Source organism: Thermus altitudinis, from assembly GCF_022760835.1.
Lineage (GTDB): Bacteria > Deinococcota > Deinococci > Deinococcales > Thermaceae > Thermus > Thermus altitudinis.
The window spans coordinates 566-24,988 of record NZ_JAKTNQ010000001.1 but is presented as its reverse complement, the minus strand read 5'-3'; the positions used below and the strand labels follow the sequence as shown (position 1 = coordinate 24,988).

Here is a 24,423-nt window from a genome sequence, read left to right as displayed (position 1 = left end):
GAAAACCTCGTGGCAACCCCCTTAGACCACGCCAACACGGTTCGCCAAGGTGGGGGACCCGGGGGCATCCCTAGGCCGCGCCCTCCGGCAGCCCCGAAGCGCCCTCCAGTGGGGGGCCACCCCCTGGCCCCGGCCAGGCCTTCCTCCCCCTCCGGGTGCGCGGACGGGATCCGGCGGGTAAACCTTGGGAGATAATGGGGGCATGCCGCGTCTGGTAGCCTTGGTGAAGGGCAGGGTACAGGGGGTGGGGTACCGGGCCTTCGCCCAGAAGAAGGCCTTGGAACTGGGCCTTTCCGGCTACGCGGAAAACCTCCCCGACGGCCGGGTGGAGGTGGTGGCGGAAGGCCCTAAGGAGGACCTCCTCGCCTTCCTCCACCACCTGAAGCAAGGCCCCCGCTTGGCCCGGGTGGAGGAGGTGGAGGTAGGGTGGGCCGAGGAAACCGGCCTTAAGGGCTTTTACGTGTACTGAGGGGCCTGGGCCCAGGCCTGGGGCCGCACGCCCACCTGCAGAAGGGCCTCGGCCAGGGCCTCTTTCAACTGCGAAAGCCCCGTGCCCTTCAGGGCGGAAACGGGAATCCCGCCCAGCCTTTCCCGCAGGTAGAAGAGGTCGTAGGGGGCTGCCCGGTCCGCCTTGGAAAGGGCCAAAACCCTAGGGGCCTCCACCCCGAGCTCCGCCAAGAGCTCCTCCACCACCCGGTACCGGCCCAAGGCCCCCTCCTCCGAGGCATCCAAGACATGGACCAGAAGGTCCGCTTCCCTTACCTCCTCGAGGGTGGCCCGGAAGGCGGCGAGCAGCTCCTTGGGCATCTGGCGGATGAAGCCCACGGTGTCGGTGAAGAGCACCTCCCCCACCCCCGGCAGGAAGCCCCTGCGGGTAAGGGGCCTAAGGGTGGCGAAGAGCTTGTCCTCCCCCGGCTCCCCGCCCCGGGCCAGGGCCTGGAGGAGGGTGGTCTTGCCGGCGTTGGTATAGCCCACCACCGCGATGAGGGGCACCCCCCGGCGCTTCCGCTGCCTCCTCGCCTCCTCCCGGCGCCGGGTGTACTCCTGGAGCTTGCGGCTCAGGTGGGTGATCCGCTCCTGGAGCCTCCTGCGGTCCACCTCCAGCTTGGTCTCCCCCGGGCCCCGGGTGCCGATCCCACCCCCCAAGCGGCTCAGCTCCTTGCCCTTCCCCACCAGGCGGGGGAGGAGGTACCTCAGCTGGGCCAGCTCCACCTGGGCCTTGGCCTCGGGGGTTTTGGCGTGCAGGGCAAAGATGTCCAGGATGAGCTGGGTACGGTCTAGGACCTTTAGGCCCGTGACCCTTTCGATCTCCCGGGCCTGGGTGGGGGTGAGCTCCTGGCCGAAGATGAGGGTGGAAGCGTTCTCGTGGTAGGCCAGGCTTTTCAGCTCCTCCAGCTTGCCCAGGCCCACCAGGTACCGGGGGTCCAGCTCCGGGCGGAAGACCAAAACCTTCTTCACCGGCACCCCCCCCGCAGTGCGGGTGAGTTCGGCGAGTTCCCCCAGATAGGCTTCGGCCTCAGGGCCCTCCCCCCGGTCTATGCCCACCAGGATGGCCCGTTCCCCGCTCCCATCCAAAAGTTCCCTCACCCGGGCCTGGCGGGCCATCTCCTCCTCCAGGGCCTCCACCTCCTTCAGATGGTCAAACTCCAGGTACTGGAAGTAGGGCCTGGGGGGCAGGATGCGCCAGTCCTCCTCCGGGGAGCGGGGCGGGGCCAGGAAGGCCAGGTGCAAGGTGGTGGGCCTGGCGTTCTCCACCTCCAAGGCCGCCAGGCTATCCAGCCGGTTCAGAAAGAGCACGGTAAGGTCCGGCCGGGAAAGCCCCCCCTTGGCCAGGTGGGTGTGGAGGAGGCGGAAGCCCGATAGCCTCCTCTCCCCCTTGGCCCCCTCGGGGATGGGCAGGTCCTTGGCATCCCCCACCCCCACCCGCACCACCCGCCCCTCCCGATCCAGGAGGAGGCTGATGGGCCTCTTGATCTCCTGGGAAAGCCCAGCCAGGGCCTGGGCCAGCTCGGGAGTGAGGACCCTCTCCTTGGGGATCCGCCTGCGGTACAGGTTGGAAAGCCTCTTAAGCTCGCTCTTCTTGAGCCCTTCCGTCTTGCCGAAGATCTTCTCCAATGCACCTTCAGTATAGCAAAGAGGAAAGGCCCCGTGTCCCCCAGGCCCAAAAACCCGGTAGCCTGAGGGAGATGCGTTGGGCCTTTCTCTTCCTCCTTGTCCTCGCCGCCTCCCTTCCGCCACCGCCAGGCCCTAGGGAAGGGGGTTACGACTGGATCGCGGTCCTGGGGGCAGCCCAGTATGGGGGAAGGCCCTCCCCCATCCTGGAAAGACGCCTCGAGGCCGCCCTTCACCTATACCGGCAGGGCCTGACCCCCAAGGTGGCGGTGGCGGGAGGCAAGGCCCCAGGGGACCGTTACAGCGAAGGGGAGGTGGGTTGCCGCTACCTGCGGGAGAGGGGCGTGCCGGCCGAGGCCCTGCTTTGCGAGGGGGAAAGCCAAAACACCTACGAGAACCTCCTTTTCCTCAAGCCCCACCTATCCGGACGCATCCTTTTGGTCACCGATGCTCCCCACCTGCCCCGGGCCCTCCTCCTGGCCCGGCTCCTGGGCCTGAGGGCCGAGGGCCACCCGGTGCCCGGGCAATACCCGCTATCCTACTGGCTCCGGGAAGCCCTCTTTCGCCTCTGGCTCTACCTGGGCCTAAGGCCCTTGCCCGGAGGACACGGCCTCAAGAGTCTTCCTCCAAGCGCTTTAGGGAATCCAGGTACCCCTGCAAAAGGGCCCTAAACTGGGCCAGGAAGAGGGACTTCTCCTGCTTGGCCCGCTCCGCCTCCGCCTTGAGGCGCTTAAGCTCCTCCGCCGCTTCCCTTAGCACCTGGTCCTTGGCCGCCAGGGCCTCCTTCCTGATGAGCTCCGCCTCCCGTTCCGCCTGGGCCTTGAGCTCGCGGGCGATGCGCTCCGCCGCCACCACCGCCCGCTTCAGCTCCCCTTCCGCCTCCTTGAGGCGGGCGTTTTCCTCTTCAAGGGCCCTTACCTGGTTTCTAAGCTCCTCCTTCTCCCGGATGAGGCCTTCCAGGACCTCGGCCACCTGGGCCAGGTAGGCCCTGACCGCCTCCTTCTGGTAGCCCCGAAGCCCGGTGGGGAACTCCTGGTAGCGAATGTCCAAGGGGGTTAGGTCCATGCGCCCTTCAGTCTACAAAAAGGGCCCGGCCCACCCTGACCAGGGTGGCCCCCTCCTCCACGGCGATGGGAAAGTCCTCGGACATGCCCATGGAGCGCTCGGGAAGGCCATAGCGGTCGGCCAGCTGGGAAAGCCGGCGGAAGATGGGGCGCACCACGGCCTCGGGGCCTATGGGGGGCACGGTCATGAGGCCGAGGACCGCAAGGTGTTCCATCTCCCCGAGCCGGGCCAGGGCCTCGGGGAGTTCCTCCTCCAAAAACCCGTGCTTCTGGGGTTCCCGGCCCAGGTTCACCTCCACCAACACCCTAAGCCTAACCCCCTCCCGCTCCCCCACCCTCTCCAAGGCCTCCGCCAGGCGCAGGGAATCCAGGGAGTGGATGAGGGCAAACCGGGGGGCGAACTTGGCCTTGTTGCGCTGCAGGGGGCCTATGAGGTGCCACTCGGCCTCGAGGGCCTCCATCTTCTTCAAGGCCTCCTGGACCCGGCTTTCCCCCAAGGGAAAGGAGCCATAGCGCAGGACCTTTTCCCTTATCTCCTCCGGGCTCCTCCCCTTGGTCACCGCCACCAGGCGCACCCCTTTAGGGTCCCGCCCGGCGCGGCGGCAGGCGGCCGCTATGCGTTCCAGCACCTGAGGAAGCCCCATGGGCTAAAGCTCGGACAGGATGCCCCGCACAAAGCGGCGGAAGACGGGGCCGGTCTTGGCGGCCACCGCCAGGACCTCCTCCTCGGTGGCGTGGTGCTCCCTTTCCGGCACCGCCATGTCGGTGATGGTGGAAAGGCCCAAGACCCTGGCCCCCAGGTGCCGGAGGGCGATGACCTCGGGCACCGTGGACATGCCGATGGCGTCGGCCCCCAGTTCCCGAAGCATCCTCAGTTCCGCCCGGCTGGCGAAGCTGGGGCCCAAAAACCAGGCATAGACCCCTTCATAGAGGTGCAGGTCCTGCCTCCTGGCCACCTTGCGGGCCAGCTCTATCAGGGCGGGGTCGTAGGCCTCAAACATCACCGGGAAACGGGGACCTAGGCGCTCGTCGTTTCTCCCCCTTAAGGGGTTTACCCCGCTGGGGTTCAGGTAGTCCAGGTGGAGCATGATCCCCCCGGCCTGGAACCTGGGGTTTAACCCTCCCGCCGCCGAGGTCAGGATAAAGGTTTGGGCCCCCAGGAAATACCCCACCCGCACGGGGAAGACCACCTCCTCAGGGCTATAGCCCTCGTAGTAGTGGACCCGCCCCTGGAAGACCAGAACCCGCTTGCCCTCAAGCCCCCCCAGGACGAGCCGGCCCGCATGCCCGGGAGCCGTGGAAAGGGGAAAATGGGGAATCTCCCCGTAGGGGATCTCCGCCTCCTTGGCCACCTCCTCCGCCAGGGGGCCAAGCCCCGAGCCCAATACGATCCCCACTTCCGGCACAAAGCCGGTCTTGGAACGAATGTAGGCCACCGCCTCCTGGATCTTCTCGTAGACCTCCATGGCGAACATTCTACTCTCACGCCCCCTTCACCGGCTTTTGGTAAGCTCTCGCCCATGAAACGGCTTCTTGCCTTGGCCCTCTTGGGCCTTATGGCCCTGGCCGCCCCCATCCGGGAGGTGGTGGTGGAAGGAGGCGATCCCGTTCTCCAGGCCCTAGCCCGGGCCGCCGTGCCCTTTGGCGTGGGGGACGAGCCCCAGGACCTCGAGGAGGCCAGGAAGGCCATCCTGGCCACCGGCTACTTCCAGCGGGTGGAGGTGCGGCTGGAAGGGGATGTCCTCAAGGTGGTCCTCACCCCCTACCCCCCCATCGGCGAGGTCAAGGTGGAGGCCAAGGCCTTCCCTCAGGAGGCCCTCCTGCGCTTTCTAGAGCAGAACTTCGCCATCGGCCCGGAGACCACCTATAACCCCATTAGGGCCGGGGAGGCGGCCAAGGCCTTGGCCGAGGCCTACCGGCAAAACGGCTTCCCCTTCACCCCCAAGGTGGCGGTGGAGGCCAAGGAGCAGGGGGGCAAGATGCTCCTCACCTTCCGGGTGGAGGAAAACCCCGAGGTGAAGGAGGTGCGCCTGGAAGGGGCAAGCCTCCTCCCCCAGGCCGAGCTCCTGAAGCCCTTGGAAGCCCTAAAGGGCCCCTTTGACTTCGCCAAGTACCAGGAGGCCCTTAGGGCCCTGGCCGCCCGCTACGAGCGGGCAGGCTATCGCTTTAGCGGCCCCGACCCCCAAAGAAGCCGCCTCGAGGAGGGCCTCCTCACCGTGGCCGTGCAGGAGCTAAAGGTGGTGCGCCTGGAGGGCGAGGGCCTGGACCTCACCGGCTTCCCCCTCAAGGAAGGGGACTACCTGCGCTACGACCTCCTCTTGGAAGGGGTGCAGGCCCTTTCCCGGAAGCTTTCCCGGGTGGTGAACTTCAGCCTGGAGCCGGAAGGGGAGGGGGTGGTGGTACGGCTCCAGGCGGGGCCTGAGGGCGGGGCCATAGAACGGGTGGAGATCACCGGCCACACCGCCTTCCCCACGGAAACCCTCTTGGGCCTCCTGCGGCTCAAGCCGGGGGAGGTCTACACCCCCGCCCTGGCCCAGGAGGATGCCAGGCGCCTGGCCGCCTATTACCAGGAAAAGGGGTACGAGGTGGCCGATGTGCGCTACGGCTTCCAGGAAGGGGTCTTCCGCCTCCAGGTGCTGGAGCTCAAGATCGGGGGCTACCGCCTGGAGTGGCAGGGGGAGCACCGCACCCAGGAGGAGGTGATCCTCAGGGAGCTGCCCAAGCCGGGAAGCCTCTTCAGCGTCCCCGCCCTGCGCCAGGCCATCGCCCGCCTCATGGCCACGGGGCTTCTTTCCGAGCCTCCCCGGGTGGGCCTGGCCCCCGGGGAAAAGGAGGACCAGGTGCTGGTGGTCCTCTCCCTGAAGGAGGCCCGCACCGGCCTCTTCCAGCCCGCCTTGGGCTGGAGCTCCTTGGAGGGCTGGTCGGGAAGCGTCTCCTTCAAGGAGACCAACCTCTTCGGCCTGGCCCACCAGGTGGCGGTGGACCTGGCCTTCGTGCAAAACGACGCCAAGGATAACCTCTCCTTCTCCACCAGCTACACCATCCCTTGGCTCTACCTGGACTACCTGGACCTCAAAGAGGTACGCACCAGCCTCTCCTTTAACCTCTTCTCCACCCCCATCGGCAACAACAAGCTCTTGGACGGGAGCACAGACACAAAATGGGAGTATACGGAAAGGCGCACCGGGGGTAGCTTCTCCCTTTCCCGCCCCTTCTCCAAGGACCTGGAGAACCTGCGCCTCTCCTTGGGGCTTTCCTTGAGGCGCTCGGCGTATGCCCTCGAGGTCTTTGACCCCAAGGCCCCCTGTGACCCCGCCATCACCAACCCCGGCGACTCCAAGTACTGCGACGGCACCAACTACAGGGATCTGGGCCAGGCCCAAAGCCTCCTCCCCACCCCCGGCTGGACCCTGAGGCTGGACACCGGCCTCACCTACACCGAGGTGGACAACCCCCGCTTCCGCACCCAGGGCTACGAGGCGGGCCTCAGCACCGGATTGGGCCTCTCCTTTCCCGACACGGGGGGACGGAGCTTCTTCGTGCCCCTGGTGGCCACGGGCAAGACCTACCTGCCCTTGGACGAGGAGCGGCGCCAGGCCCTGGCCTTCCGCCTCTCCGCGGGCACCTTGTTTGGCTTCCCCCCAGAGGGGGAACGGTTCTTCCTCTCGGGAGGTGGGGCCGAGGCCTTCCTCCTGAGGGGCTACGAGGACCGCAAGTACGGGGGGCTTTCCTTCGCCACGGGGAGCGTGGAGTACCGCTACGACTTCCGCCTCTCCCCCCAGGGGGGCACCAACCTCTACGGGATCCTCTTCACCGACATGGGCCTCGCCGACAACACCGGCGGGGTGAAGTGGGGGGCAGGCCTAGGCTTCCAGCTGGACCTGGACCTCTTCGGGGCCCTTCTCCCCTCCTTGCGCCTGGACTACGCCTTCAGCCCGGAAAGCCCCACGGGAAGGCTCCACTTCCGCATCGGTCCCATGTTCTGAAGGCCTCCACCAAGGGGAGGTCCCGGGCTTTTCCTCTAGGGGGGCGGGCCGCTACCATGGGTTGGTGTTCCCAGAGGTTTTAGGCTCCACCCTCGAGGCCCTTACCCAAGTGTGCCGCCGCTACGGTGTAAGGCGCCTTTGGGTTTTGGGCTCCTTTGCCCGGGGAGAAGCGGATGCGGCAAGCGACCTGGACCTTTTGCTGGAGTTCCAGCCCGGCAAGGTACCGGGCCTGGAGTTCCTGGCCCTGGAAAAGGAGCTTTCCCGTCTCCTGGGCAAGCGGGTAGACCTCCATACACCGCGCAGCCTAAGCCGTTACTTCCGGGAAGAGGTGCTCAAGGAGGCCAGATCCCTCTATGAGGAAACGGAACCTTTCTGACCGAACCCGCCTCCGCCCTATGCGGGATGCCGCCCAGAGCATCCAGGAGCTATCCCTCCAGGTAGACCTTGCGGCCTTAGCCCCCCAAGATATCCCGGCGCAGCATCGCTGACCTTCGCAAACCGGCCCCAACATGGGTATTTTGACGTGGGCATGGCAATCGTGGCTGCCATCGCCCACAAGGACATACCCATTCTTATCCAGCATCTGGAAGCCATTTTGGCGGAGGAGGAAAAGGGGTCATGGTTGCGTCCAGGCTCGGCCTAGGGCAAACTATCCTTGACGCCGGCGGCGTTCTTGCCATGAAAGCCTACCTGGGCCTCTACACCGCAAGGCTAGAGACGAAAGCCCGTAGCCTCAAGGAAAAGCGCGCCCTCATCAAGCCTGCCCTGGAGCGGGTCAAGGCCCGCTTTCCCGTGAGTGCCGCCCGGCTTTACGGCCTGGACGCCTGGGGGTTTGAGGTGGTGGGCCTAAGCCTCTTGGGCAACGACCCCGCCTGGGTGGAGGAAACCCTGCGGGAAGCGGCCCGCTTTCTCGCGTACCAAGGAGCCTTCCGGGTGGCCTTGGAGGAGTTCCGCCTCGAGGCCTATGACCTGGACGGCCTGGTCTAGACCAACTCCACCGCCAAGGCCGTGGACCCCCCGGTGCCGTGGCAGATGGCCGCCAGGCCCCTTTCCTCCCCCTTGGCCCTAAGGGCGTTCAGCAGGGTAACCAGAATCCTAGCCCCGCTGGCCCCGATGGGATGCCCCAGGGCCACCGCCCCCCCGAAGACGTTAAGGCGCTCATAGGGCACCCCTAGGAGCCGGTGGAAGAGGACGTTATTCAGGGCAAAGGCCTCGTTGTTCTCAAAGAGGCCGAAGTCTCCAAGGCCCATGCCCAGCCGCTCCAGAAGCCGCCGCACCGCGGGAATGGGGGCCTCGGGGAAACGCCAGGCCTCCCCCGCCGCCCAGGCCCCCCCCAGCACCCGGGCCAGGGGCTTGAGGCCATGGGCCTTCACCGCTTCCGCCGAGGCCAGAAGCAGGGCCGCCGCCCCATCGGAGATCTGGCTGGCATTCCCCGCGGTGAGGATGCCATCCTTCCTGAAGGCGGGCCTTAGGGCCGCCAGGGATTCCCGGGTGGTCTCGGGGCGGATGCCCTCGTCCCGGTCCACCACCACCAACCCCCTCTTCCCCGGTAGCTCCATGGGGGCCATCTCCTGGGCAAAAAGGCCCCTTTCCGTGGCCTCCGCCGCCCTTTGGTGGGAGAGGTAGGCGGCCTCGTCCACCTCCTCCCGGGTTACCCCGTAGTCCTGGGCCAGCCTCTCCGCCTGCTCCCCCATGGCCTCCCCGCTGAAGGGGTCGGAGAGGCCATCCCGAAGCAGGATGTCCTGTAGGCCCTCCGGTGCCCCCATGAGGAACTTGTACCCCCACCTGGCCCTATGGGAGAGGTAAAACCCCGCCTGGCTCATGGACTCCATGCCCCCCGCCAGCACCAGCTGCGCCTCCCCCGTGCGCAGGAACTGCACGGCGTTCATCACCGCCATCATCCCCGAGGCGCAGACCATGTCCACCTGGTACCCATCCACCTCCTTGGGGATGCCGGCCCTAAGGGCCGCCTGCCGGGGCAGGAGCTGCCCATGCCCGGCTCTCAGCACATTGCCGAACACATAGAGGTCCAAGGCCTTCCCCTCCACCCCCGCCCGGTCCAGGGCCGCCCGCATGGCATGGGCCCCTAGCTCCACCGGGCTCACGTCCTTAAACGCCCCCCCAAACCGGCCAATGGGGGTGCGCACCGCGGAGATGATGTAGACCTCTTGCATAGGGTCATCATACCCTGGTTTCTGTACCCGGGATAGCGCCGAGCCCGTGGTTATACTGAACCCAAATGGCCAGCCGGGGCCTTACCCTTTTGGAGCTATTGGTGGTCCTGGGAATGCTTGGGGTGCTCCTGGGCTTGGGCTTTCCCCTGCTTTCCCCAAGCCGCCTGGCCGTGGACACCGCCGCCCGCTCCCTGGCCGCCCAAGTGACCCGAGCGCGCCTAGAAGCAATCCGGCAAAACACCTTTGCAGGCCTCATGGTATTCGCCCAAGAGCCAGGAGGGTATGCGGTTTTCCTTGACCGGAATGGCAATCGGGTCTATGACCAAGGAGAGGAGGTGCAGGTCACCCGCTTTGGCCAGGGAGACTGGGCCCGGGTGCGCTTGGAGATAAACCGAAGCACCCTAGGCAACATGCCCATCCTTTTTGACCCCAGGGGCCTTCCCGCCAAACCCATCACCGCTACCCTAACCCTTAGTGCCGGTACCGCCACCCGCAAGGTGATTGTCAGCCAGCAGGGACGGGCCCGGGTGGAATAGACCCCCCCGTTTGGGGGATGCCATTCGCCGCCTCAGGCCCTAACCTTAGCTTCGTGAAGGGGCGCCATGGCCTTTCCCTTATTGAGCTCCTTGTCCTCTTGGGCATTTTGGGAGTGGTGTTGGCCATGAGTGCTGGCATCTTCAATGCCGACCGCCAAGCGGTGAACCAGGCGGCTCAGACCTTGGCCGCCCAGGTGACCCGGGCGCGGTTGGAGGCCATACGGCAAAACGCCTTCGCTGGTTTGGTCTTCTCCACCTCCGGTAATGGTGGGTACGTGGTTTTCGTAGACAGAAATGGTAACCGAACCTACGATGCGGGCGAGGAGATACAAACGGTCACCTTCGGCCAAGGGGACTGGGGGCGGGTCAAACTAGCCGGGGTTTCGGGGGGAACTTCCTTTACATTTGACACCCGGGGCGTTCCTGTTGACTTCCTTGAGATTCGGGTAACCCTCAGCAACCGGCAAGGGACCTATAGCAAAACCGTACAGATCTCACCCCAAGGGAGGGCAACGCTCCAATGAAAAGGCAAGGCTTAACCTTATTGGAAACCCTCATCGCCTTAGCTGTTTTGGGCATTGCTTTCGGGGCCCTGCTTATGAGCCAGCTATCTAGCCTCCGGGTCTCAGCCCAAAGCCGCTACGCCACCGATGCCAAAGCCGCAGCGGTAAGGGTGTTAGAGCAGCAGTCCGCCGAGGTGCTAAAGAGTGAAATCCTTACACCGCCTGACCCAAAAATCGATGACCCCGCTACAGGGCGTAGCTTTTACTTTGTGGACTATTACTATAGATGCTCCACACGGGTAAATCCTCCCCGGGCGCTAATTCGCGAGGTAACCTGCGAAGGACAGAGGCGAGAGGGCAATGTCCATGTAGACTGGAAAATCCTAGGCGAGGACGGCATCCTGGGCGAAGGGGTGGTAACCATTGTGGTTACGGCCCAGCACGACCGCGGTCCCAAGGTCACGGTAGGCCGGCGGGTAACCTGCTACGACGTCTACCCTTCTCCCACCAACGACAAACCCGCCCCCTGCCCCCCTCCCGAAGGAGGTAGGCCATGAGGCAGAAGGGTTTCACGCTTGTGGAAGCTTTGGTAGCCCTGGCCATCCTCGTGGTACTGCTAGGCCTTGCCGTCCGCTACTTTACCAACAACGCCGAACTGGCCCGGGAAACCCAGGCCCGAAGCGAGCTCCAGGACCGGGTGCGCATGGTGATGCAAGTGGTCAGCGGCGACCTTCAGATGGCTGGAGCCTCCTATTGGAACCGGAACGCTCAGAATATAGGCTTCACCTTACCTAGCGGCCACATCTTGGAAGGAACAGATGGCGGGCATAAGGACTCCCTTAAGATTTCCTACGTCACTAGCCTGCGAGACCTAAGCCAAGCCTGCCGCCGCGTGGAGTACGCTTTCCAGGACGACACCCTGCTACGGAGCGATGTCAACGCTACCCCTAGTAACGGGAGGGACTGTCAAACACCAGCCCCTTCTTTCCAGCCTTTGGCCGATGGCATATTGGCTTTGGACATTCGTTACCTATGCAGTAATGGATTGAGTAACGATACCCCTGATTGTGGCCCCGATGCCTATCCCCGCTCAGCGGTTGTGGAGGTGGTGGGGTACTCCCTAAGCCCCATGAAGTCTGCTGGACCTCAATCCATCACCACGGTTTCGGGTGAAACCGTTACCTGCCTAGCTGGACGCGGCTGCTATGCCCTTAGGCAGGAAGTGCTGTTGCCCAATCTAAAGCCTTTACCAGAGTAAGTGCCCTAGTGAGGAGGAGTGAATATGCGCACGCAAGGCATTGCCCTAGTAGCCACTTTAGCCTTAATGGTTCTGGTGGCCTTATTGGTGTTTGGGACCTTCTTCCGCACTCAGATTGAGCTTTGGGTTACCCGAAACGACACCACATCAGTCCAAGCCTTTTACGCCGCCGAAGCAGGCCTGCAAAAGTACAAGGCCGTGCTGTTCCAACATTATCTTTGGCTAGAAAGGCAAGGCAACGACACGGGGGGTCCGGGTTGTTACTCCTCGCTGGTTAACGGAATAGATCTTTACCGAGATGGAAACGTGCTTCAATTTACCGACAATCAGATTACTCTAGCCCAAGGTGAAAGTGTCCTGTACGCTGGGGAAAACCCTATCGGTTACTACGACGTAAGATTGATCCGAGATGAACGGGACGGGCAAATCTTTACCCTGGTTTCACAGGGAACCTCGAGCGGAGCCAAAGCCACAGTCCAGGCCACTTTCAGGATATCCTCCAACGAACCTGCTATTTTTTCAGGAGCGCAAGGTAACAAATGGCTCAATGGTGGAGCCACTGTTCGTGGAGGTATTTACATCGAGGGAGACGATAACAATCGGGATCAATACGTAATAGAAGCTAACGGAAACTTTAGCCTTTTGAATCACTATAATTTGAATGACGAAAGAAGCTACCCTGGCATTTCCAACCTAGTGGACCAAGCCTATCGTCGGGTTGACGACCTCTGTGCCAGCCTGCGAGTTCGGTACGGCAAAATCTCCGTCGGAGGCAGCACCCAGATCGGAGAGCCGGGCAATAAGGTCAAGGGCGTCTTTGTCGGAAGGGGCACCCAGGATATCACCGGGCAGAACGTAAACGTGTGCCAGAACAACAAGGGGGTGTGCACCGAGGCCATAGGTCCCTTTGATCTCTCCAATCCCCCGCCCCTTCCCAAGCTGGATGTAAAACTGGACTCGGACACCTGCAGCAGCTACTCCACCTGGCGCGCCTGCCTTCAGGACAAGGCAACCCTACGAATTCAACGCTTAGGTGGTGTGGTCAGCTTGGTCCAGCCTCCCCAGGCCAATCTCCAACCCTCATGCCTTAGCGCCATGCTGTCTGGAACCCTCGCCTTGGACCAGAGGACGGTAGACTGTACCTTTACCCGTCTAGACGGTACCACAGGTGGCTTCAAGTACTCGTATGCCGGCGGACGGGGGCTTTTGGAGGTATATGGGGACGTCACCTTAGAAGGGATAAACGTGGTCTTTGCAAAGCCAACGGCCTATAAGACCCTTTCGGGGAACGCAAAGAAGGCCACCTTCGTTGTGCTATCCAAGGACGGACAAGGAGGTAATCTAGATATAAAGGGCAACCTCCTCCCCGACCCATCCCACGGGCAGTTCCCCAATCATGTGCTGGGGATTGTCGCCGAGAAGGATGTTTACCAAAGCGGGCAGTACGTGATGGCCCCGGTATACGCTGGAGAAACCTTCCGGGTGGTAAAAGACAACGTCCTCTTTGGCATGGTAATCAGCAACCAGTTCTGCACCACTAGCGCCGGAAAGTCGGACTGTGGCGCCGGGCAGAAGGCCGAGGTGGTGCACATTCGCATCCCCAGAGCCAACTGGCCCAATTTTTTTCCAAGTGTACGAATGCCCACCTTCCAGGTGCTCTCCTATGAGCGACGCTAGCTTTCACACCCCTTTCACACCCCTACCCCACCCTAAAGCTGTACCCCCCCAAAAGGGGGGGTTGACAGCGGGGCCAAAAAGGGCACATGATGGCCCCAGAAAGGAGGTGAGAGGGAGGTTAAAGAGGCGGCAAGGGTTAAAGAAGGCAGGTAAACGGTAGGCCCATCGGCAACAGGCACTCATGGCCGCGCAATACATGAAAGCGCGGAAATCTCTAAGGAGGTAAAAAGGTATGCGTAACGCAAAAGGCTTTACCCTGATTGAGCTCCTGATCGTCATCGCCATCATCGGCATCCTGGCAGCGGTGCTGGTTCCCAACCTGCTCCAGGCCCGGCGTACTGCTCAGATTCGCGCTGAGCAGGCCTATGCGCAGAACGTCTACAAGGTTGCCAATGCTGCCCTTGCGGAAGATCCCGATCTTACTCAGTTGCCGGATGACTGTAAAGGCGGTTACTCCGTTGGGGCATACTCTGCCGGAACAGCCCCCGCTACTTTGACCTCTTGTACGGTTACCTTTGATCCAGCCACGCAAGATGTGACTGTAGAATGGGAGGGTGCAGGTAAAGGGACTATTGGCAGTGGCTCTGGTGGCGGTAGCGAATAAGGGTTGCTAGGCGAATCCGTCTTCTAGTCAACCTCGGTGGCGGTTTATTACCGCCACCGTTAACTATTTGACACTCTCGTAATCTTTATCCTTACCACCAGATACTGCCCCACCTTCTTTTAGTGGTGTCAATAGCCACCCAGGAACCCATGGCCAAGCCCAGAGGGGCCTACCTCCCCTGTTCCCCCCCACCCTCTCACTAGCCATGGCTTCGGCATGTGGCCTAACCTTTCAGGTGGCGCATGGGCTTCGGGGCATACTCTTTGGCATAAGCCCACCCCCCAGTATCCCCCAGGTCTCGACCCATTTCCACCCAAAGGGGGCCAAAGTTCTCCTCCTGCTCCAGCCGCACCCGCCCCAAGCGAAAGGCCTCCAAGAGGGCGGCGAAGCCCATGGCCCGCTCCCCCCAAGTCCTTAGGGGAAGCCGGTGGAAGGGAAGGCGCCCCCGCAGGAAGGCCTGGATCCGGGCCCAGGCCTCCATGAGGCCAAAGGGCTCCCGGCCCAGGGCCAGAACGGCCCTTCTGAAGGGCTTTGCCGCCTCGGCCAAGGCCCTTGGGGGAAGGCGGAGGGCGGGCTTGGGAAGGGGGGGTGGGGAGACGGGGATGAGCCGGGAGCGCTTCTCAAGCCGTTTCTGCAAAAAGGCCACGGTCTCGGAAAGGTCCAAAAGCACCTGCACCAAGGGGGCTTCCTCCCCTTCCTCCTTAGGGACCAGGGCCTTTTGTGGGGAGAGCTTCAGCAGCAAAAGCTCCGCCAGGAGGGGAAGGAGCTCGCTCCTGGGCCTCAGGTCCTCCGGCACCTGGGCCAAGGCCTGCTCCACCACCAGGAGAAGGGGTATGGCCCTCGGGGAAAGGCGGCCCCGCCTGAGGGCCTCCCGGAGCTCCCAAGGGGTGCCGGAAAAACCGGGGAACTCCAGGCGGATCACCGGTACACCGGGCGCTTGGCGGGAAAGAGGAGGCCCACCTTTTCCCGCACCTCCTCCATGGTGGCCTGGGCCACTGCCCGGGCCCGCTTGGCCCCATCCAAGAGGGCGTCCATCACGTAGTCGGGGTCCTTCTTGAGGGCCTCGGCCCGCTCCCGGATGGGCCTGAGGACCTTCATCATCTCCTCAAAAAGGACCTTCTTTACCGTCAGGGTGCCGATCCCCGCTTTCCGGTACTCCTCCTTTAAGGCCTCCACCAGCTCCTTGGGGGCGAAGTAGGAAAGATAAGTGAAGACCACGGTCCGCCCCGGGTCACCGGGGTCGGAAAGGCGGATGCGCTGGGGGTCATCGGGAAGGTGGCGGATCTTCTCCCAGATGCTCCCCTCGTCCTCCAGAAGGCCGATGGTGTTTCCCAGGGATTTGCTCATCTTGGCCTTGCCGTCAATGCCCGGCACCCGGGGGGCCTCGGGGTTGAGGAGGGCCTCTGGCTCGGGGAAGGTCTCCCCAAAAAGGGCGTTGAAGCGGCGGGCGATCTCCCGGGTGAGCTCAATGTGCTGCACCTGGTCCTCCCCCACCGGGACGGTATCCGCCTTGTAGATGAGGATATCCGCCGCCTGGAGCACCGGGTACATGAGAAGCCCGCTCCACACCGCCTCCTGCTTGGCGGCCTTGTCCTTGAACTGGGTCATGCGGGTGAGGTCCCCCAAGGGGGTGATGGTGGTGAAGACCCAGGAGAGCTCCGTGTGCTCGGGCACGTGGGACTGGACAAAGAGGGTGACCTTCTCCGGGTTGAGGCCGGCGGCCATGTTCACCAGGGCCGCTTCAAAGGTGCGCCGGGCCAGGGTGCTGGGGTCGTAGGCCAGGGGGTTCGTGAGGGCGTGGTAGTCCACGATGCAGAAGAAGGCCTCCCGCCCTAGCCTTTCCCCCACCTCCACCCACTGCTTGATGGCCCCCAGGTAGTTGCCGATATGGATCTCCCCCGAGGGCTGGATGCCGGAAAGAACCCGCGTCATGGCCTTAAGAATAGCAAAAACCCCGCCTGAGCGGGGCCTTTTGGTGCCGGGGGCGGGACTTGAACCCGCACGTCCGTGAGGACACACGACCCTGAATCGTGCGCGTCTACCAATTCCGCCACCCCGGCAGACGCAAGGGTTATTGTACGGAAGGGCCCTATCCCCGTCAAGCCCTAGGGCAAAAGGGGACCACCGCCAGGCAGCATGAGGCGGTGTTGATGCCTGCCTTAAGCTCCTGGCGCAAGGCCACAAGTTCACCACTGATTCCCTGGCACAGGCGGTCCATGCGGGTTTCCCGGGCGGTAACCCGTCAAGATAGCCCCTTTGGGGCTGACCCCGGGAGGGTGGCCATCGCCCCTTCCACAGTCCCTTCCCGCCCGTAGGGGCGCTTCGTGGTCATCTTCCCAGGCTAGCCCAGGCCTTGACCCCTGGGCCCAAGGGGCGTAGGCTATAGGGCAATGCGGCGGGGCTTCCTGCTAGACCTAGGCCGGGCGGGCCCGGTTTAGGGAAGCCCTGTTGCCTTCCCCCGGGCCCAAGGACCCGGGGGGTTTTCATAAGGGAGGGAGCATGGGAAAAACGCTTTACGAGAAGGTTTGGGAAGCCCACGAGGTGCGTAAGCTGAAAAGCGGACAGAGCCAGCTTTTCATAGACCTCCACCTCCTCCACGAGGTGACCAGCCCCCAGGCCTTCGGGATGCTTAGGGACCTGGGCCTTAGGGTACGCTACCCCCACCGCACCTTCGCCACCGTGGACCACATCGTCCCCACCCACGACCGCACCGAGCCCTTCCAGGACCCCTTGGCCCAGAGCATGCTGGAGGCCCTTAGGGAGAACACAAAGGAGCACGGAATCACCTTCTTTGACCTGGGAAGCGGGAACCAGGGCATCGTGCACGTGATCGGCCCCCAGCTGGGCCTCACCCAGCCGGGGATGACCATCGCCTGCGGGGACTCCCACACCTCCACCCACGGGGCCTTCGGGGCCGTGGCCTTTGGCATCGGCACCAGCCAGGTGCGGGACGTCCTGGCCACCCAGACCCTGGCGGCAAGGAAGCTGAAGGTACGGCGTATCAACATAGAAGGGAAGCTTGCCCCCGGGGTCTACGCCAAGGACGTGATCCTGCACATCATCCGCCACCTGGGGGTAAAGGGGGGATTGGGCTACGCCTACGAGTATGGGGGAAGCACGGTGGAGGCCATGGACATGGAAAGCCGCATGACCCTTTGCAACATGTCCATTGAAGGTGGGGCCCGCATCGGCTACGTGAACCCCGACGAGACCACCTTCGCCTACCTCGAGGGCCGCCCCTATAGCCCCAAGGGCGCGGAGTGGGAGGAGGCCAAAAGGCGCTGGCGGGCCATGGCCTCCGACCCCGATGCCACCTATGATGACGTGGTCACCTTCCGGGCGGAGGAAATCCCCCCCACGGTGACCTGGGGCATCAACCCAGGGCAGGCCGTACCCATTGATGGCCGCATTCCCCTTCTGGAGGAGCTTTCCCCCGAGGAGCGGCCCTTGGCCGAGGAGGCCTTGGCCTACATGGGGCTTAGGCCGGGGCAGCCCATCAAAGGGGTGCCCATCCAGGTGGCCTTCATCGGCAGCTGCACCAACGCCAGGCTCTCCGACCTCCGCGAGGTGGCCCGCCACCTGAAGGGCCACAAGGTGAAGAAGGGGGTGCGGGCCCTGGTGGTGCCGGGCTCGGAGTGGGTGGCCAAAAGGGCGGAGGAGGAGGGCATCGCCGAGGTCTTCCGGGAAGCGGGGTTTGAGTGGCGCAACCCAGGGTGCTCCATGTGCTTGGCCATGAACCCGGACCGCCTGCAAGGGGACGAGCTGGCGGCCAGCTCCTCCAACCGCAACTACAAGGGAAGGATGGGAAGCCCAAGGGGGCGCACGGTGCTCATGAGCCCCCTGATGGTGGCGGCGGCGGCGGTGACGGGAGAGATCGCCGACGCCCGGGAAGTCTTTGGGATTGGGAGGTAGGCCATGCTGGAGAAGTTCACGGTGATCCGCGGCCGGGCGGTGCCCCTTAGGGGCGAGGACATTGACACGGACCGCATCATCCCCGCCCGCTTCATGAAGGTGCTCACCTTTGAGGGGCTGGGGAAGTACCTCTTCTACGACGAGCGTTTTGACGAGAAGGGGAACCCTAAGCCCCATCCCCTCAACGACCCCCGCTACCAAGGGGCCAGCATCCTCTTGGTGGAGGCGGGCTTCGGCTCCGGAAGTAGCCGGGAGCACGCTCCCCAGGCCATCAAGCGGGCGGGGTTTAGGGCCATCATCGGGGAAAGCTTTGCGGAAATCTTCTTTGGCAACGCCACGGCCATTGGTCTGCCCTGCGTGACCTTGGCCCCTGAGGACCTGGCGGTCCTCTTCCAGGCGGTGGAGGAGAACCCGGCCCTGGAGGTGGAGGTGGACCTGGTCAGCAAGGAGGTGCGCTTTGGCGGGCGTACCGCTCCCCTCTTCATCCTCGAGGAGGCCCGGGAGGCCTTGGTGGAAGGCCTCTGGGACCCCATCGGAGAGCTCCTGCAAGCCGGGGAACTTCTGGACCAGTTTGACCGCCGCCTTCCCTACCCTAGGAGGTCAGAGTGAGGATTGCGGTTTTGCCGGGGGATGGCATCGGCCCCGAGGTGACCGAGGCCGCCCTAAAGGTCCTTAAGGCCCTGGACGAGGCCCATGGGCTGGGCCTCACCTACCAGGTTTACCCCTTTGGGGGGGCCGCCATAGACCAGCTGGGCGAGCCCTTCCCCGAGCCCACGCAAAGGGGGGTGGAGGCGGCCCAGGCGGTGCTTTTGGGAAGCGTGGGGGGACCTAAATGGGACAACCTTCCCCGCAGGATCCGCCCCGAGACGGGGCTCCTGGCCCTCAGGAAAAGCCAGGACCTTTTCGCCAACCTGCGCCCCGCCAAGGTTTTCCCCGGGCTGGAGCGGCTTTCGCCCCTCAAGGAGGAGATCGCCCGCGGGGTGGACGTGCTCATCGTGCGGGAGCTCACGGGAGGGATCTACTTCGGGGAGCCCCGGGGGATGTCCGAGGCCGAGGCCTGGAACACCGAGCGCTACAGCAAGCCCGAGGTGGAACGGGTGGCCCAGGTGGCCTTTGCCGCGGCCCAGAAGCGAAGGAGGCACGTGACCAGCGTGGACAAGGCCAACGTGCTGGAGGTGGGGGAGTTCTGGCGCAAGACGGTGGAGGAGGTCCACCAGGCCTACCCGGAGGTTTCCCTGGAACACCAGTACGTGGACGCCATGGCCATGCACCTGGTGAAAAACCCGGCCCGCTTTGACGTGGTGGTGACGGGGAACATCTTCGGGGATATCCTCTCCGACCTGGCCTCGGTGCTCCCCGGCTCCTTGGGGCTTCTGCCTTCCGCCTCCTTGGGCCGGGGCACCCCGGTGTTTGAGCCGGTGCATGGCTCCGCCCCCGACATCGCCGGCAAGGGGATCGCCAACCCCACCGCCGCCATCCTCTCCGCGGCCATGATGCTGGAGCACGCCTTCGGCCTGGTGGAGCTGGCCCGTCAGGTGGAAGGGGCCTTGGCGAGGGCGCTCCTCGAGGCGCCCCCTCCGGACCTGGGGGGCCAGGCGGGCACGGAAGCCTTCACCCAGGAGGTGCTCCGCCGGCTAAAATAGGGAAAATGCTCCGCTACCGTTTCAGCGCCGAGGACTTCCACCGCATGGCGGAGACCGGCATCCTCCCCGAGGACGCCCGGGTGGAGCTGGTGGAAGGGGAGATCGTGAACCTGAGCCCCGTGGGCAAACGCCATATGGCCGCGGTGAAGCGCCTGATGAACCTTCTCTTCCCCCTGCAACAGGCCCAAAAAGCCCTCCTGCAGGTCCAAGACCCCTTGAGGCTCTCCCCGGAAAGCGAACCCCAGCCCGACCTGGTCCTCCTCGCCTACCGGGAAGACTTCTACCGGGACCGGATCCCCGAGGCCCAGGATGCCCTCCTGGTGGTGGAGGTGGCGGAGACCTCGCGTGAGTACGACTTGGGGGTAAAGGTTCCCCTCTACGCCCAGGCGGGAATCCCCGAAGTCTGGCTGGTGGACCTGCTAGGCCATCAGGTACAGGTCTTCCGCAAGCCAGGGGAAAGCACCTATGGGGAGAACATCCTGGCCGAGGGCGAGCTGGAAATCCTGGGGCTCAAGATCCCGGTAAAGGAGGTCCTACCGTGACCCGCCACCGGATCTCCCTGGAGGAGTTCCACCGCATGGTGGAGGCCGGAGTCTTCCCCGAGGACCTCAGGCTGGAACTGGTGGAAGGAGAACTGGTGGAGATGAGCCCCATTGGCCCTAAGCACGCCTTCGTGGTGCGGCGGCTCACCGCCTTGCTGGCCCCTTTGGTCCAGCTGGGCAAAGCCCTTCTTTCCGTGCAAAACCCCTTGGTGGTGGGCGGATCCGAGCTCTACCCAGACCTGGTCCTTCTCCCCCCGCAAGGGGATAGTCCCCACCGGCACCCCTTGGGCCAGGAGGTCCTTTTGCTGGTGGAGGTGGCCGAGGCCTCCTTGGATTACGACCTGAACGTGAAAACCCCCCTCTACGCCCAGGCGGGGGTGCCCGAGGTCTGGGTGGTGGACCTAGCGCACCGTAGGGTACACGTGTTCCGCAACCCCCGTGGAGGGGGGTATCAGGAACGGCACACCTTAGAAGGAGGCGAGCTGGAAATCCTGGGGCTCAAGGTCCCCGTGAGGGAGGTGCTGCCATGACCCGCCACCGGATCTCCCTGGAGGAGTTCCACCGCATGGTGGAGGCCGGGGTCTTCCCCGAGGACCTCAGGCTGGAACTGGTGGAAGGAGAGCTTTTGGAGATGAGCCCCCTTGGGAAACGCCACGCCGCCAAGGTGGCTAGGCTTACCGCCCTCTTCAGCCCCCTTGTGCCCCATAAGGCCATCCTCTTTGTGCAAAGCCCCTTAGGGGTAGGGGATTCGGTGCTCCATCCCGACCTCGCCCTCCTCCGCCCCCGGGCTGACTTTTACGAGGACCACCTGCCCCAAGGGCACGAGGCCTTTCTGGTGGTGGAGGTGGCGGAGGCCTCCCTGCCCTATGACCTAGGGGTAAAGGTCCCCCTCTACGCCAAAGCCGGCATCCCTGAGGCCTGGGTGGTGGACCTGGTAGGGGGAAGGGTCTTGGTGCATAGGGAGCCGGGAGAAGGAGGCTACATGGAGGTGAGGGCCCTGGGGCCGGGCGAGACCCTGGCCTTCATGGGAGTGGGGATCCCCGCGGAGGAACTCCTATGAGGAGGACCCTGATCCTCACCGGGGCCAGCCGCGGAATCGGCCGGGCCTTGGCCTTGGAGCTGGCCCGATCCGGCTATGACCTGGTGTTGAACGCCCGCTCGGAAGGCCCCTTGAGGCAGGTGGCCGAGGAGGTGCGGGCCCTAGGGGTAAGGGCAGAGGCGGTGGCGGGAAGCGCCGGCCAGGCCAAGGTGGCCCAAGAACTGGTGCGGAAGGCCGAGGCCCTGGGGGGGTTTTACGGCTACATCCATAACGCCGGCGTCCTTCACCCGGGGCCCTTGGTCTATGAGCTGGCCGAGCCCCTCTTCTTGGAGGTCCTCGAGGCCAACCTCATCGCCGGGTACCAGCTGGCCCGCTTTGCCTACCCCCTTCTGCGGCCACGGGGAGAGGGGGTAGCGGTCTACGTGGGCTCGGGGGCGGCGGAGTCTAACCTCCCCGGCATCGGGGCCTATGCCGTGGCCAAGGCCGCCGAGGAGCACCTGGCCAAGCAGCTGGCTGCGGAGGTGCCCGAGATCACCTGCTTCGTCTACCGGCCCGGGGTGGTGGAGACGGATATGCAACGCCAGGCCCGCGAGGCCCAGGGAAGCGCCGCCCCGGTGCTGCACCAGGTTTTCCGCGGGTACAAGGAGGAAGGCCTCCTCCTCACCCCAGAAAGGGCGGCAGAGGCCCTGGTGCGCCTTCTCCAAAGGCCGCGGCAGTACCATGGAAGGATCGTTTCCTGGAGGGACACATGAAATCGGACCGCATCAAGAAAGGCTTGCAGCAAGCCCCCGCCCGTTCCATGCTCCGGGCGGTGGGCGTGGGGGACGAGGACTTTGCTAGGCCCTTCGTGGGGGTGGTGAACACCTTCACCGACGGCATGCCCTGCAACTACCACCTTCGCCAGCTGGCCTTGGACCTTAAGGCCGGGCTTCGGGAAGCCGGGGTCTTCCCCTTTGAGTTCGGGGCCCCCGCCATCTCCGATGGCATCAGCATGGGCACTCCCGGGATGCGGGCCAGCCTGGTGAGCCGCGAGGTGATCGCCGACAGCGTGGAGCTGGTGGCCCAGGGCTACCTCTATGACGGCATGGTGGTCCTCTCCGCCTGCGACAAGACCATCCCCGGGGGGGCCATGGGGGTGATCCGCAGCGGGGTTCCGGGCATGGTCCTCTACGGGGGCACCATCGCCCCCGGGGAGTGGCAGGGGAGGAAGCTCACCATCGTTTCCGTGTTTGAGGCGGTGGGGCAAAGGGCTGCGGGAAGGATCACCGACGAGGAGCTTTTGGAGATTGAGCGCCGGGCCATCCCTGGCCCCGGGGCCTGCGGGGGCCAGTACACCGCCAACACCATGGCCATGGCCCTCGAGGCCCTGGGCCTCTCCCCCGTGGGCTACAACGCCATCCCCGCCGTGCACCCGGAAAAGCCCAGGGCCACCCGGGAAGCGGGCCGCATCCTGGCCCAGGCCCTAGAGCGGGACTGGAAGCCCAAAGACTTCCTCACCAGGAGGAGCTTCCTCAACGCCATCGCCGCTGTGGCCGCCACGGGAGGAAGCACCAACGCCGTGCTCCACCTGCTGGCCATCGCCAAGGAGGTGGGGGTGGAGCTTTCCTTGGACGACTTTGACCAGGTTTCCCGCAAGACCCCGGTGATCGCCGACCTCCTCCCCTGGGGCACCTACACCGCCTGGGAGCTCTACGAGGCTGGGGGCACCGCCTTGGTCTTCAAGAGGCTCCTGGAGGCGGGGCTTCTCTATGGGGACGAAAGGACCCTCACCGGCAACACCCTGGCCGAAGAGGTGGAGCGGACCTACCGGGAGGCGGAGGGGCAGAAGGTGGTCTTCCCCGTGGAAAAGGCCTTGAAGCCCCAAGGGGGCCTGGTGGTGCTAAGGGGCAACCTGGCACCCAGGGGTGCGGTCTTGAAGCTGGCCGGCACCGAGCGCACCTACTTTGAGGGGCCGGCCCGGGTCTTTGACTCCGAGGAGGCCGCCATGGAAAAGGTCCTGGGCAAGGAGATCCGCCCCGGGGACGTGGTGGTGATCCGTTACGTGGGGCCCAAGGGGGCTCCCGGCATGCCGGAGATGCTCTCCGTCACCAGCGCCTTGGTGGGGGAAGGCCTGGGCCCTGAGGTGGCCCTCCTCACCGATGGCCGCTTCTCCGGGGGCACAAGGGGGCTCATGATCGGCCACGTGGCCCCCGAGGCCTTTGTGGGAGGCCCCATCGCCCTGTTGCAGGAGGGGGATAGGGTACGCATTGACGTGGAAAGGCGCCTTCTGGAGGTCCTCCTTCCTGAGGAGGAGCTAAAGAAACGCCAGGAGCGCTGGCAACCCCGGCCTCCCGCCTTCACCCACGGGGTTTTCGCCCGTTATGCCGCCCTGGTGCGGCAGGCGGATGAGGGGGCGGTCCTGGAAGACCCCCTTTAAGGGCGCTTCACCTTGTCGGGAGTGAGGTTTAGGCCCCGCTCCCGGCGGATCTCCTCCACCGTAAAGGCCTCCCCCTTGGCCTGGAGAAGGGCCCTTAGGTGGTTCAAAAGGGCGGCCAGCTCCTCATCCTTGAGCTGGGCGAAGCCAGGCATGAGCCCTACCTCCCCCTTCCTGCCGTAGAGGACCACCAGGACCAGGTAGCGCCTACCCTCCGGGGTGGCGAAGAAGGGGGCTGCCCCCTGGAGGCCGGGGTAAGGCTTTACCCCTTGGGCCTTGTCCCCGTGGCAGACGGCGCAGGTTTTGGCCCATAGCCCTTCCGCCCCTTGGGCCCAGGCCAGGCCTGGGCCCAAAAGGAGAAGGAGGAGAAGTTTCCTCATAAGGGCAGTATAGCCCACGGGAAGACGGGCCGTCTTTAGAGAAAAAGGCGGTGTAGGGGGCTATAATCCCCGGTTTTGAAACCGGGGATACATGGACCCCCCACCGCGTGCTACATTACAAGTGAAATGGTCCGGCGGTGTGAGGACCACCCCGGACCCGGCACCACCTGAATGGGAGGTGAAGCACATTCAGGATAGCCCCTACAAGAAGGCCTTCAAGTACCGCCTCTACCCCACTAAACCCCAAAAGCGAGACCTAGAAAAGATACTCTCCTTGTGTCGTCACCTTTACAATGCCGCCCTACAAGAAAGGAGGGATTCTTACCGAAAGGCCAAGAAGTCTATCACCCTCTATGAGCAAAAGAGGTGCCTTCCAGAGATACGAGCTGCCCTTCCAGAGTACAAACTTGTCCATTCCCAGGTCCTACAGGATGTGATACAGAAGGTAGATAGGGCTTTCCAGGGCTTCTTCCGGAGGGTCAAGAAAGGACAAAAACCCGGTTATCCTAGGTTCAAAGGGAAGGGAAGGTACGACTCCTTCACCTTCCCCCAAGCTGGGACTACCGGGGTCAAACTTCAT

Annotated in this window: 28 protein-coding genes and 1 tRNA gene; 20 read left to right on the top strand and 9 right to left on the bottom strand. The window is 64.2% G+C overall.

Features of this window, described 5'->3' with window-relative positions; all coding sequences use genetic code 11:
- Positions 1 to 202 precede the first annotated feature (202 nt).
- Complete coding sequence (locus L0D16_RS00150) at positions 203 to 469, top strand: acylphosphatase (RefSeq protein WP_114312626.1); 267 nt, start codon at positions 203 to 205, stop codon at positions 467 to 469.
- Here the strand turns inward: L0D16_RS00150 and hflX are convergent.
- Positions 457 to 2,115 carry a GTPase HflX gene (gene hflX / locus L0D16_RS00145; protein ID WP_243029323.1) on the bottom strand — a complete coding sequence of 553 codons (1,659 nt, stop codon included), beginning with the start codon at positions 2,113 to 2,115 and terminating at the stop codon, positions 457 to 459. The two genes, L0D16_RS00150 and hflX, sit on opposite strands and share 13 nt — an antisense overlap.
- 71 nt (positions 2,116 to 2,186) lie before the next feature.
- Between hflX and L0D16_RS00140 the strand changes: the two genes are divergently transcribed.
- Entirely contained in the window at positions 2,187 to 2,783 is a 597-nt protein-coding gene (locus L0D16_RS00140; RefSeq protein WP_243029322.1) for a YdcF family protein, read from the top strand.
- Here the strand turns inward: L0D16_RS00140 and L0D16_RS00135 are convergent.
- The 3 genes from L0D16_RS00135 to L0D16_RS00125 are packed head-to-tail and all read right to left on the bottom strand — an operon-like array spanning position 2,725 to position 4,651.
- The gene (locus L0D16_RS00135) at positions 2,725 to 3,177 is read right to left on the bottom strand and encodes a DivIVA domain-containing protein (protein WP_243029321.1); all 453 of its coding nucleotides are present in this window, start codon (positions 3,175 to 3,177) and stop codon (positions 2,725 to 2,727) included. The two genes, L0D16_RS00140 and L0D16_RS00135, sit on opposite strands and share 59 nt — an antisense overlap.
- Before the next feature lie 7 nt (positions 3,178 to 3,184).
- The gene (locus tag L0D16_RS00130) at positions 3,185 to 3,820 is read right to left on the bottom strand and encodes a YggS family pyridoxal phosphate-dependent enzyme (protein WP_243029320.1); all 636 of its coding nucleotides are present in this window, start codon (positions 3,818 to 3,820) and stop codon (positions 3,185 to 3,187) included.
- Positions 3,821 to 3,823: 3 nt separating this feature from the next.
- Positions 3,824 to 4,651 (bottom strand): purine-nucleoside phosphorylase, encoded by an 828-nt coding sequence (locus tag L0D16_RS00125; protein WP_243029319.1) that lies wholly within the window; start codon positions 4,649 to 4,651, stop codon positions 3,824 to 3,826.
- 45 nt (positions 4,652 to 4,696) lie between these two features.
- Between L0D16_RS00125 and L0D16_RS00120 the strand changes: the two genes are divergently transcribed.
- From L0D16_RS00120 to L0D16_RS00110, 3 genes are all read left to right on the top strand, one after another.
- Positions 4,697 to 7,162, top strand: a complete 2,466-nt coding sequence (locus tag L0D16_RS00120) for a BamA/OMP85 family outer membrane protein (protein WP_243029318.1) — start codon at positions 4,697 to 4,699, stop codon at positions 7,160 to 7,162.
- Positions 7,163 to 7,226: 64 nt separating this feature from the next.
- Complete coding sequence (locus tag L0D16_RS00115) at positions 7,227 to 7,538, top strand: nucleotidyltransferase family protein (RefSeq protein WP_243029317.1); 312 nt, start codon at positions 7,227 to 7,229, stop codon at positions 7,536 to 7,538.
- A 302-nt stretch (positions 7,539 to 7,840) separates the two neighbouring features.
- A complete protein-coding gene (locus L0D16_RS00110; protein ID WP_243029316.1) occupies positions 7,841 to 8,149 on the top strand; it encodes a DUF503 domain-containing protein in 309 nt (102 codons plus the stop codon).
- Here the strand turns inward: L0D16_RS00110 and L0D16_RS00105 are convergent.
- The gene (locus L0D16_RS00105; protein WP_243029315.1) at positions 8,146 to 9,336 is read right to left on the bottom strand and encodes a thiolase family protein; all 1,191 of its coding nucleotides are present in this window, start codon (positions 9,334 to 9,336) and stop codon (positions 8,146 to 8,148) included. The genes L0D16_RS00110 and L0D16_RS00105 overlap by 4 nt on opposite strands.
- A 65-nt stretch (positions 9,337 to 9,401) precedes the next feature.
- Between L0D16_RS00105 and L0D16_RS00100 the strand changes: the two genes are divergently transcribed.
- The 6 genes from L0D16_RS00100 to L0D16_RS12615 all read left to right on the top strand — a co-directional run bounded on the left by L0D16_RS00100 (position 9,402) and on the right by L0D16_RS12615 (position 13,914).
- Positions 9,402 to 9,872, top strand: coding sequence for a GspH/FimT family protein (locus L0D16_RS00100; RefSeq protein ID WP_243029314.1), 471 nt, complete (start codon positions 9,402 to 9,404; stop codon positions 9,870 to 9,872).
- A gap of 53 nt (positions 9,873 to 9,925) precedes the next feature.
- Positions 9,926 to 10,396 (top strand): GspH/FimT family protein, encoded by a 471-nt coding sequence (locus L0D16_RS00095; RefSeq protein ID WP_243029313.1) that lies wholly within the window; start codon positions 9,926 to 9,928, stop codon positions 10,394 to 10,396.
- Entirely contained in the window at positions 10,393 to 10,932 is a 540-nt protein-coding gene (locus L0D16_RS00090; RefSeq protein WP_243029312.1) for a type IV pilus modification PilV family protein, read from the top strand. Before L0D16_RS00095 ends, L0D16_RS00090 begins: the two co-directional genes overlap by 4 nt.
- Positions 10,929 to 11,633, top strand: a complete 705-nt coding sequence (locus L0D16_RS00085) for a prepilin-type N-terminal cleavage/methylation domain-containing protein (RefSeq protein ID WP_243029311.1) — start codon at positions 10,929 to 10,931, stop codon at positions 11,631 to 11,633. The genes L0D16_RS00090 and L0D16_RS00085 overlap by 4 nt, the downstream gene beginning before the upstream one ends.
- A gap of 24 nt (positions 11,634 to 11,657) precedes the next feature.
- Complete coding sequence (locus tag L0D16_RS00080) at positions 11,658 to 13,310, top strand: competence protein ComZ (protein WP_243029310.1); 1,653 nt, start codon at positions 11,658 to 11,660, stop codon at positions 13,308 to 13,310.
- Positions 13,311 to 13,542: 232 nt separating this feature from the next.
- Positions 13,543 to 13,914, top strand: coding sequence for a competence type IV pilus major pilin ComGC (locus L0D16_RS12615; RefSeq protein ID WP_279231065.1), 372 nt, complete (start codon positions 13,543 to 13,545; stop codon positions 13,912 to 13,914).
- 223 nt (positions 13,915 to 14,137) lie between these two features.
- Here the strand turns inward: L0D16_RS12615 and L0D16_RS00070 are convergent, their stop codons facing one another.
- From L0D16_RS00070 to L0D16_RS00060, 3 genes are all read right to left on the bottom strand, one after another.
- Complete coding sequence (locus tag L0D16_RS00070) at positions 14,138 to 14,836, bottom strand: chromosome segregation protein ScpA (protein WP_243029309.1); 699 nt, start codon at positions 14,834 to 14,836, stop codon at positions 14,138 to 14,140.
- Positions 14,833 to 15,846 carry a tryptophan--tRNA ligase gene (trpS, locus tag L0D16_RS00065; RefSeq protein ID WP_243029308.1) on the bottom strand — a complete coding sequence of 338 codons (1,014 nt, stop codon included), beginning with the start codon at positions 15,844 to 15,846 and terminating at the stop codon, positions 14,833 to 14,835. The genes L0D16_RS00070 and trpS overlap by 4 nt, the downstream gene beginning before the upstream one ends.
- Positions 15,847 to 15,887: 41 nt before the next feature.
- Positions 15,888 to 15,974: transfer RNA gene (locus L0D16_RS00060), tRNA-Leu, on the bottom strand.
- Between the two features lie 439 nt (positions 15,975 to 16,413).
- Here L0D16_RS00060 and leuC point away from each other — a divergent pair.
- The 8 genes from leuC to ilvD are packed head-to-tail and all read left to right on the top strand — an operon-like array spanning position 16,414 to position 23,466.
- Entirely contained in the window at positions 16,414 to 17,826 is a 1,413-nt protein-coding gene (gene leuC, locus L0D16_RS00055) for a 3-isopropylmalate dehydratase large subunit (RefSeq protein WP_243029307.1), read from the top strand.
- A gap of 3 nt (positions 17,827 to 17,829) precedes the next feature.
- Entirely contained in the window at positions 17,830 to 18,435 is a 606-nt protein-coding gene (gene leuD / locus L0D16_RS00050; RefSeq protein ID WP_243029306.1) for a 3-isopropylmalate dehydratase small subunit, read from the top strand.
- Entirely contained in the window at positions 18,432 to 19,469 is a 1,038-nt protein-coding gene (gene leuB, locus L0D16_RS00045; protein WP_243029305.1) for a 3-isopropylmalate dehydrogenase, read from the top strand. Before leuD ends, leuB begins: the two co-directional genes overlap by 4 nt.
- Positions 19,470 to 19,474: 5 nt before the next feature.
- The gene (locus tag L0D16_RS00040) at positions 19,475 to 20,011 is read left to right on the top strand and encodes a Uma2 family endonuclease (protein ID WP_243029304.1); all 537 of its coding nucleotides are present in this window, start codon (positions 19,475 to 19,477) and stop codon (positions 20,009 to 20,011) included.
- A complete protein-coding gene (locus L0D16_RS00035) occupies positions 20,008 to 20,541 on the top strand; it encodes a Uma2 family endonuclease (protein ID WP_243029303.1) in 534 nt (177 codons plus the stop codon). Before L0D16_RS00040 ends, L0D16_RS00035 begins: the two co-directional genes overlap by 4 nt.
- Positions 20,538 to 21,071 (top strand): Uma2 family endonuclease, encoded by a 534-nt coding sequence (locus L0D16_RS00030; RefSeq protein WP_243029302.1) that lies wholly within the window; start codon positions 20,538 to 20,540, stop codon positions 21,069 to 21,071. The genes L0D16_RS00035 and L0D16_RS00030 overlap by 4 nt, the downstream gene beginning before the upstream one ends.
- Complete coding sequence (locus tag L0D16_RS00025) at positions 21,068 to 21,802, top strand: SDR family NAD(P)-dependent oxidoreductase (RefSeq protein ID WP_243029301.1); 735 nt, start codon at positions 21,068 to 21,070, stop codon at positions 21,800 to 21,802. Before L0D16_RS00030 ends, L0D16_RS00025 begins: the two co-directional genes overlap by 4 nt.
- Positions 21,799 to 23,466, top strand: coding sequence for a dihydroxy-acid dehydratase (gene ilvD, locus L0D16_RS00020; RefSeq protein ID WP_243029300.1), 1,668 nt, complete (start codon positions 21,799 to 21,801; stop codon positions 23,464 to 23,466). Before L0D16_RS00025 ends, ilvD begins: the two co-directional genes overlap by 4 nt.
- Here the strand turns inward: ilvD and L0D16_RS00015 are convergent.
- Positions 23,463 to 23,843, bottom strand: coding sequence for a c-type cytochrome (locus L0D16_RS00015; protein ID WP_243029299.1), 381 nt, complete (start codon positions 23,841 to 23,843; stop codon positions 23,463 to 23,465). The two genes, ilvD and L0D16_RS00015, sit on opposite strands and share 4 nt — an antisense overlap.
- Positions 23,844 to 24,021: 178 nt before the next feature.
- On the opposite strand from L0D16_RS00015, the gene L0D16_RS00010 reads away from it, so the two are divergent.
- Positions 24,022 to 24,423: RNA-guided endonuclease InsQ/TnpB family protein (locus L0D16_RS00010; protein ID WP_243029298.1), on the top strand; the 402-nt coding region annotated here is incomplete at its 3' end.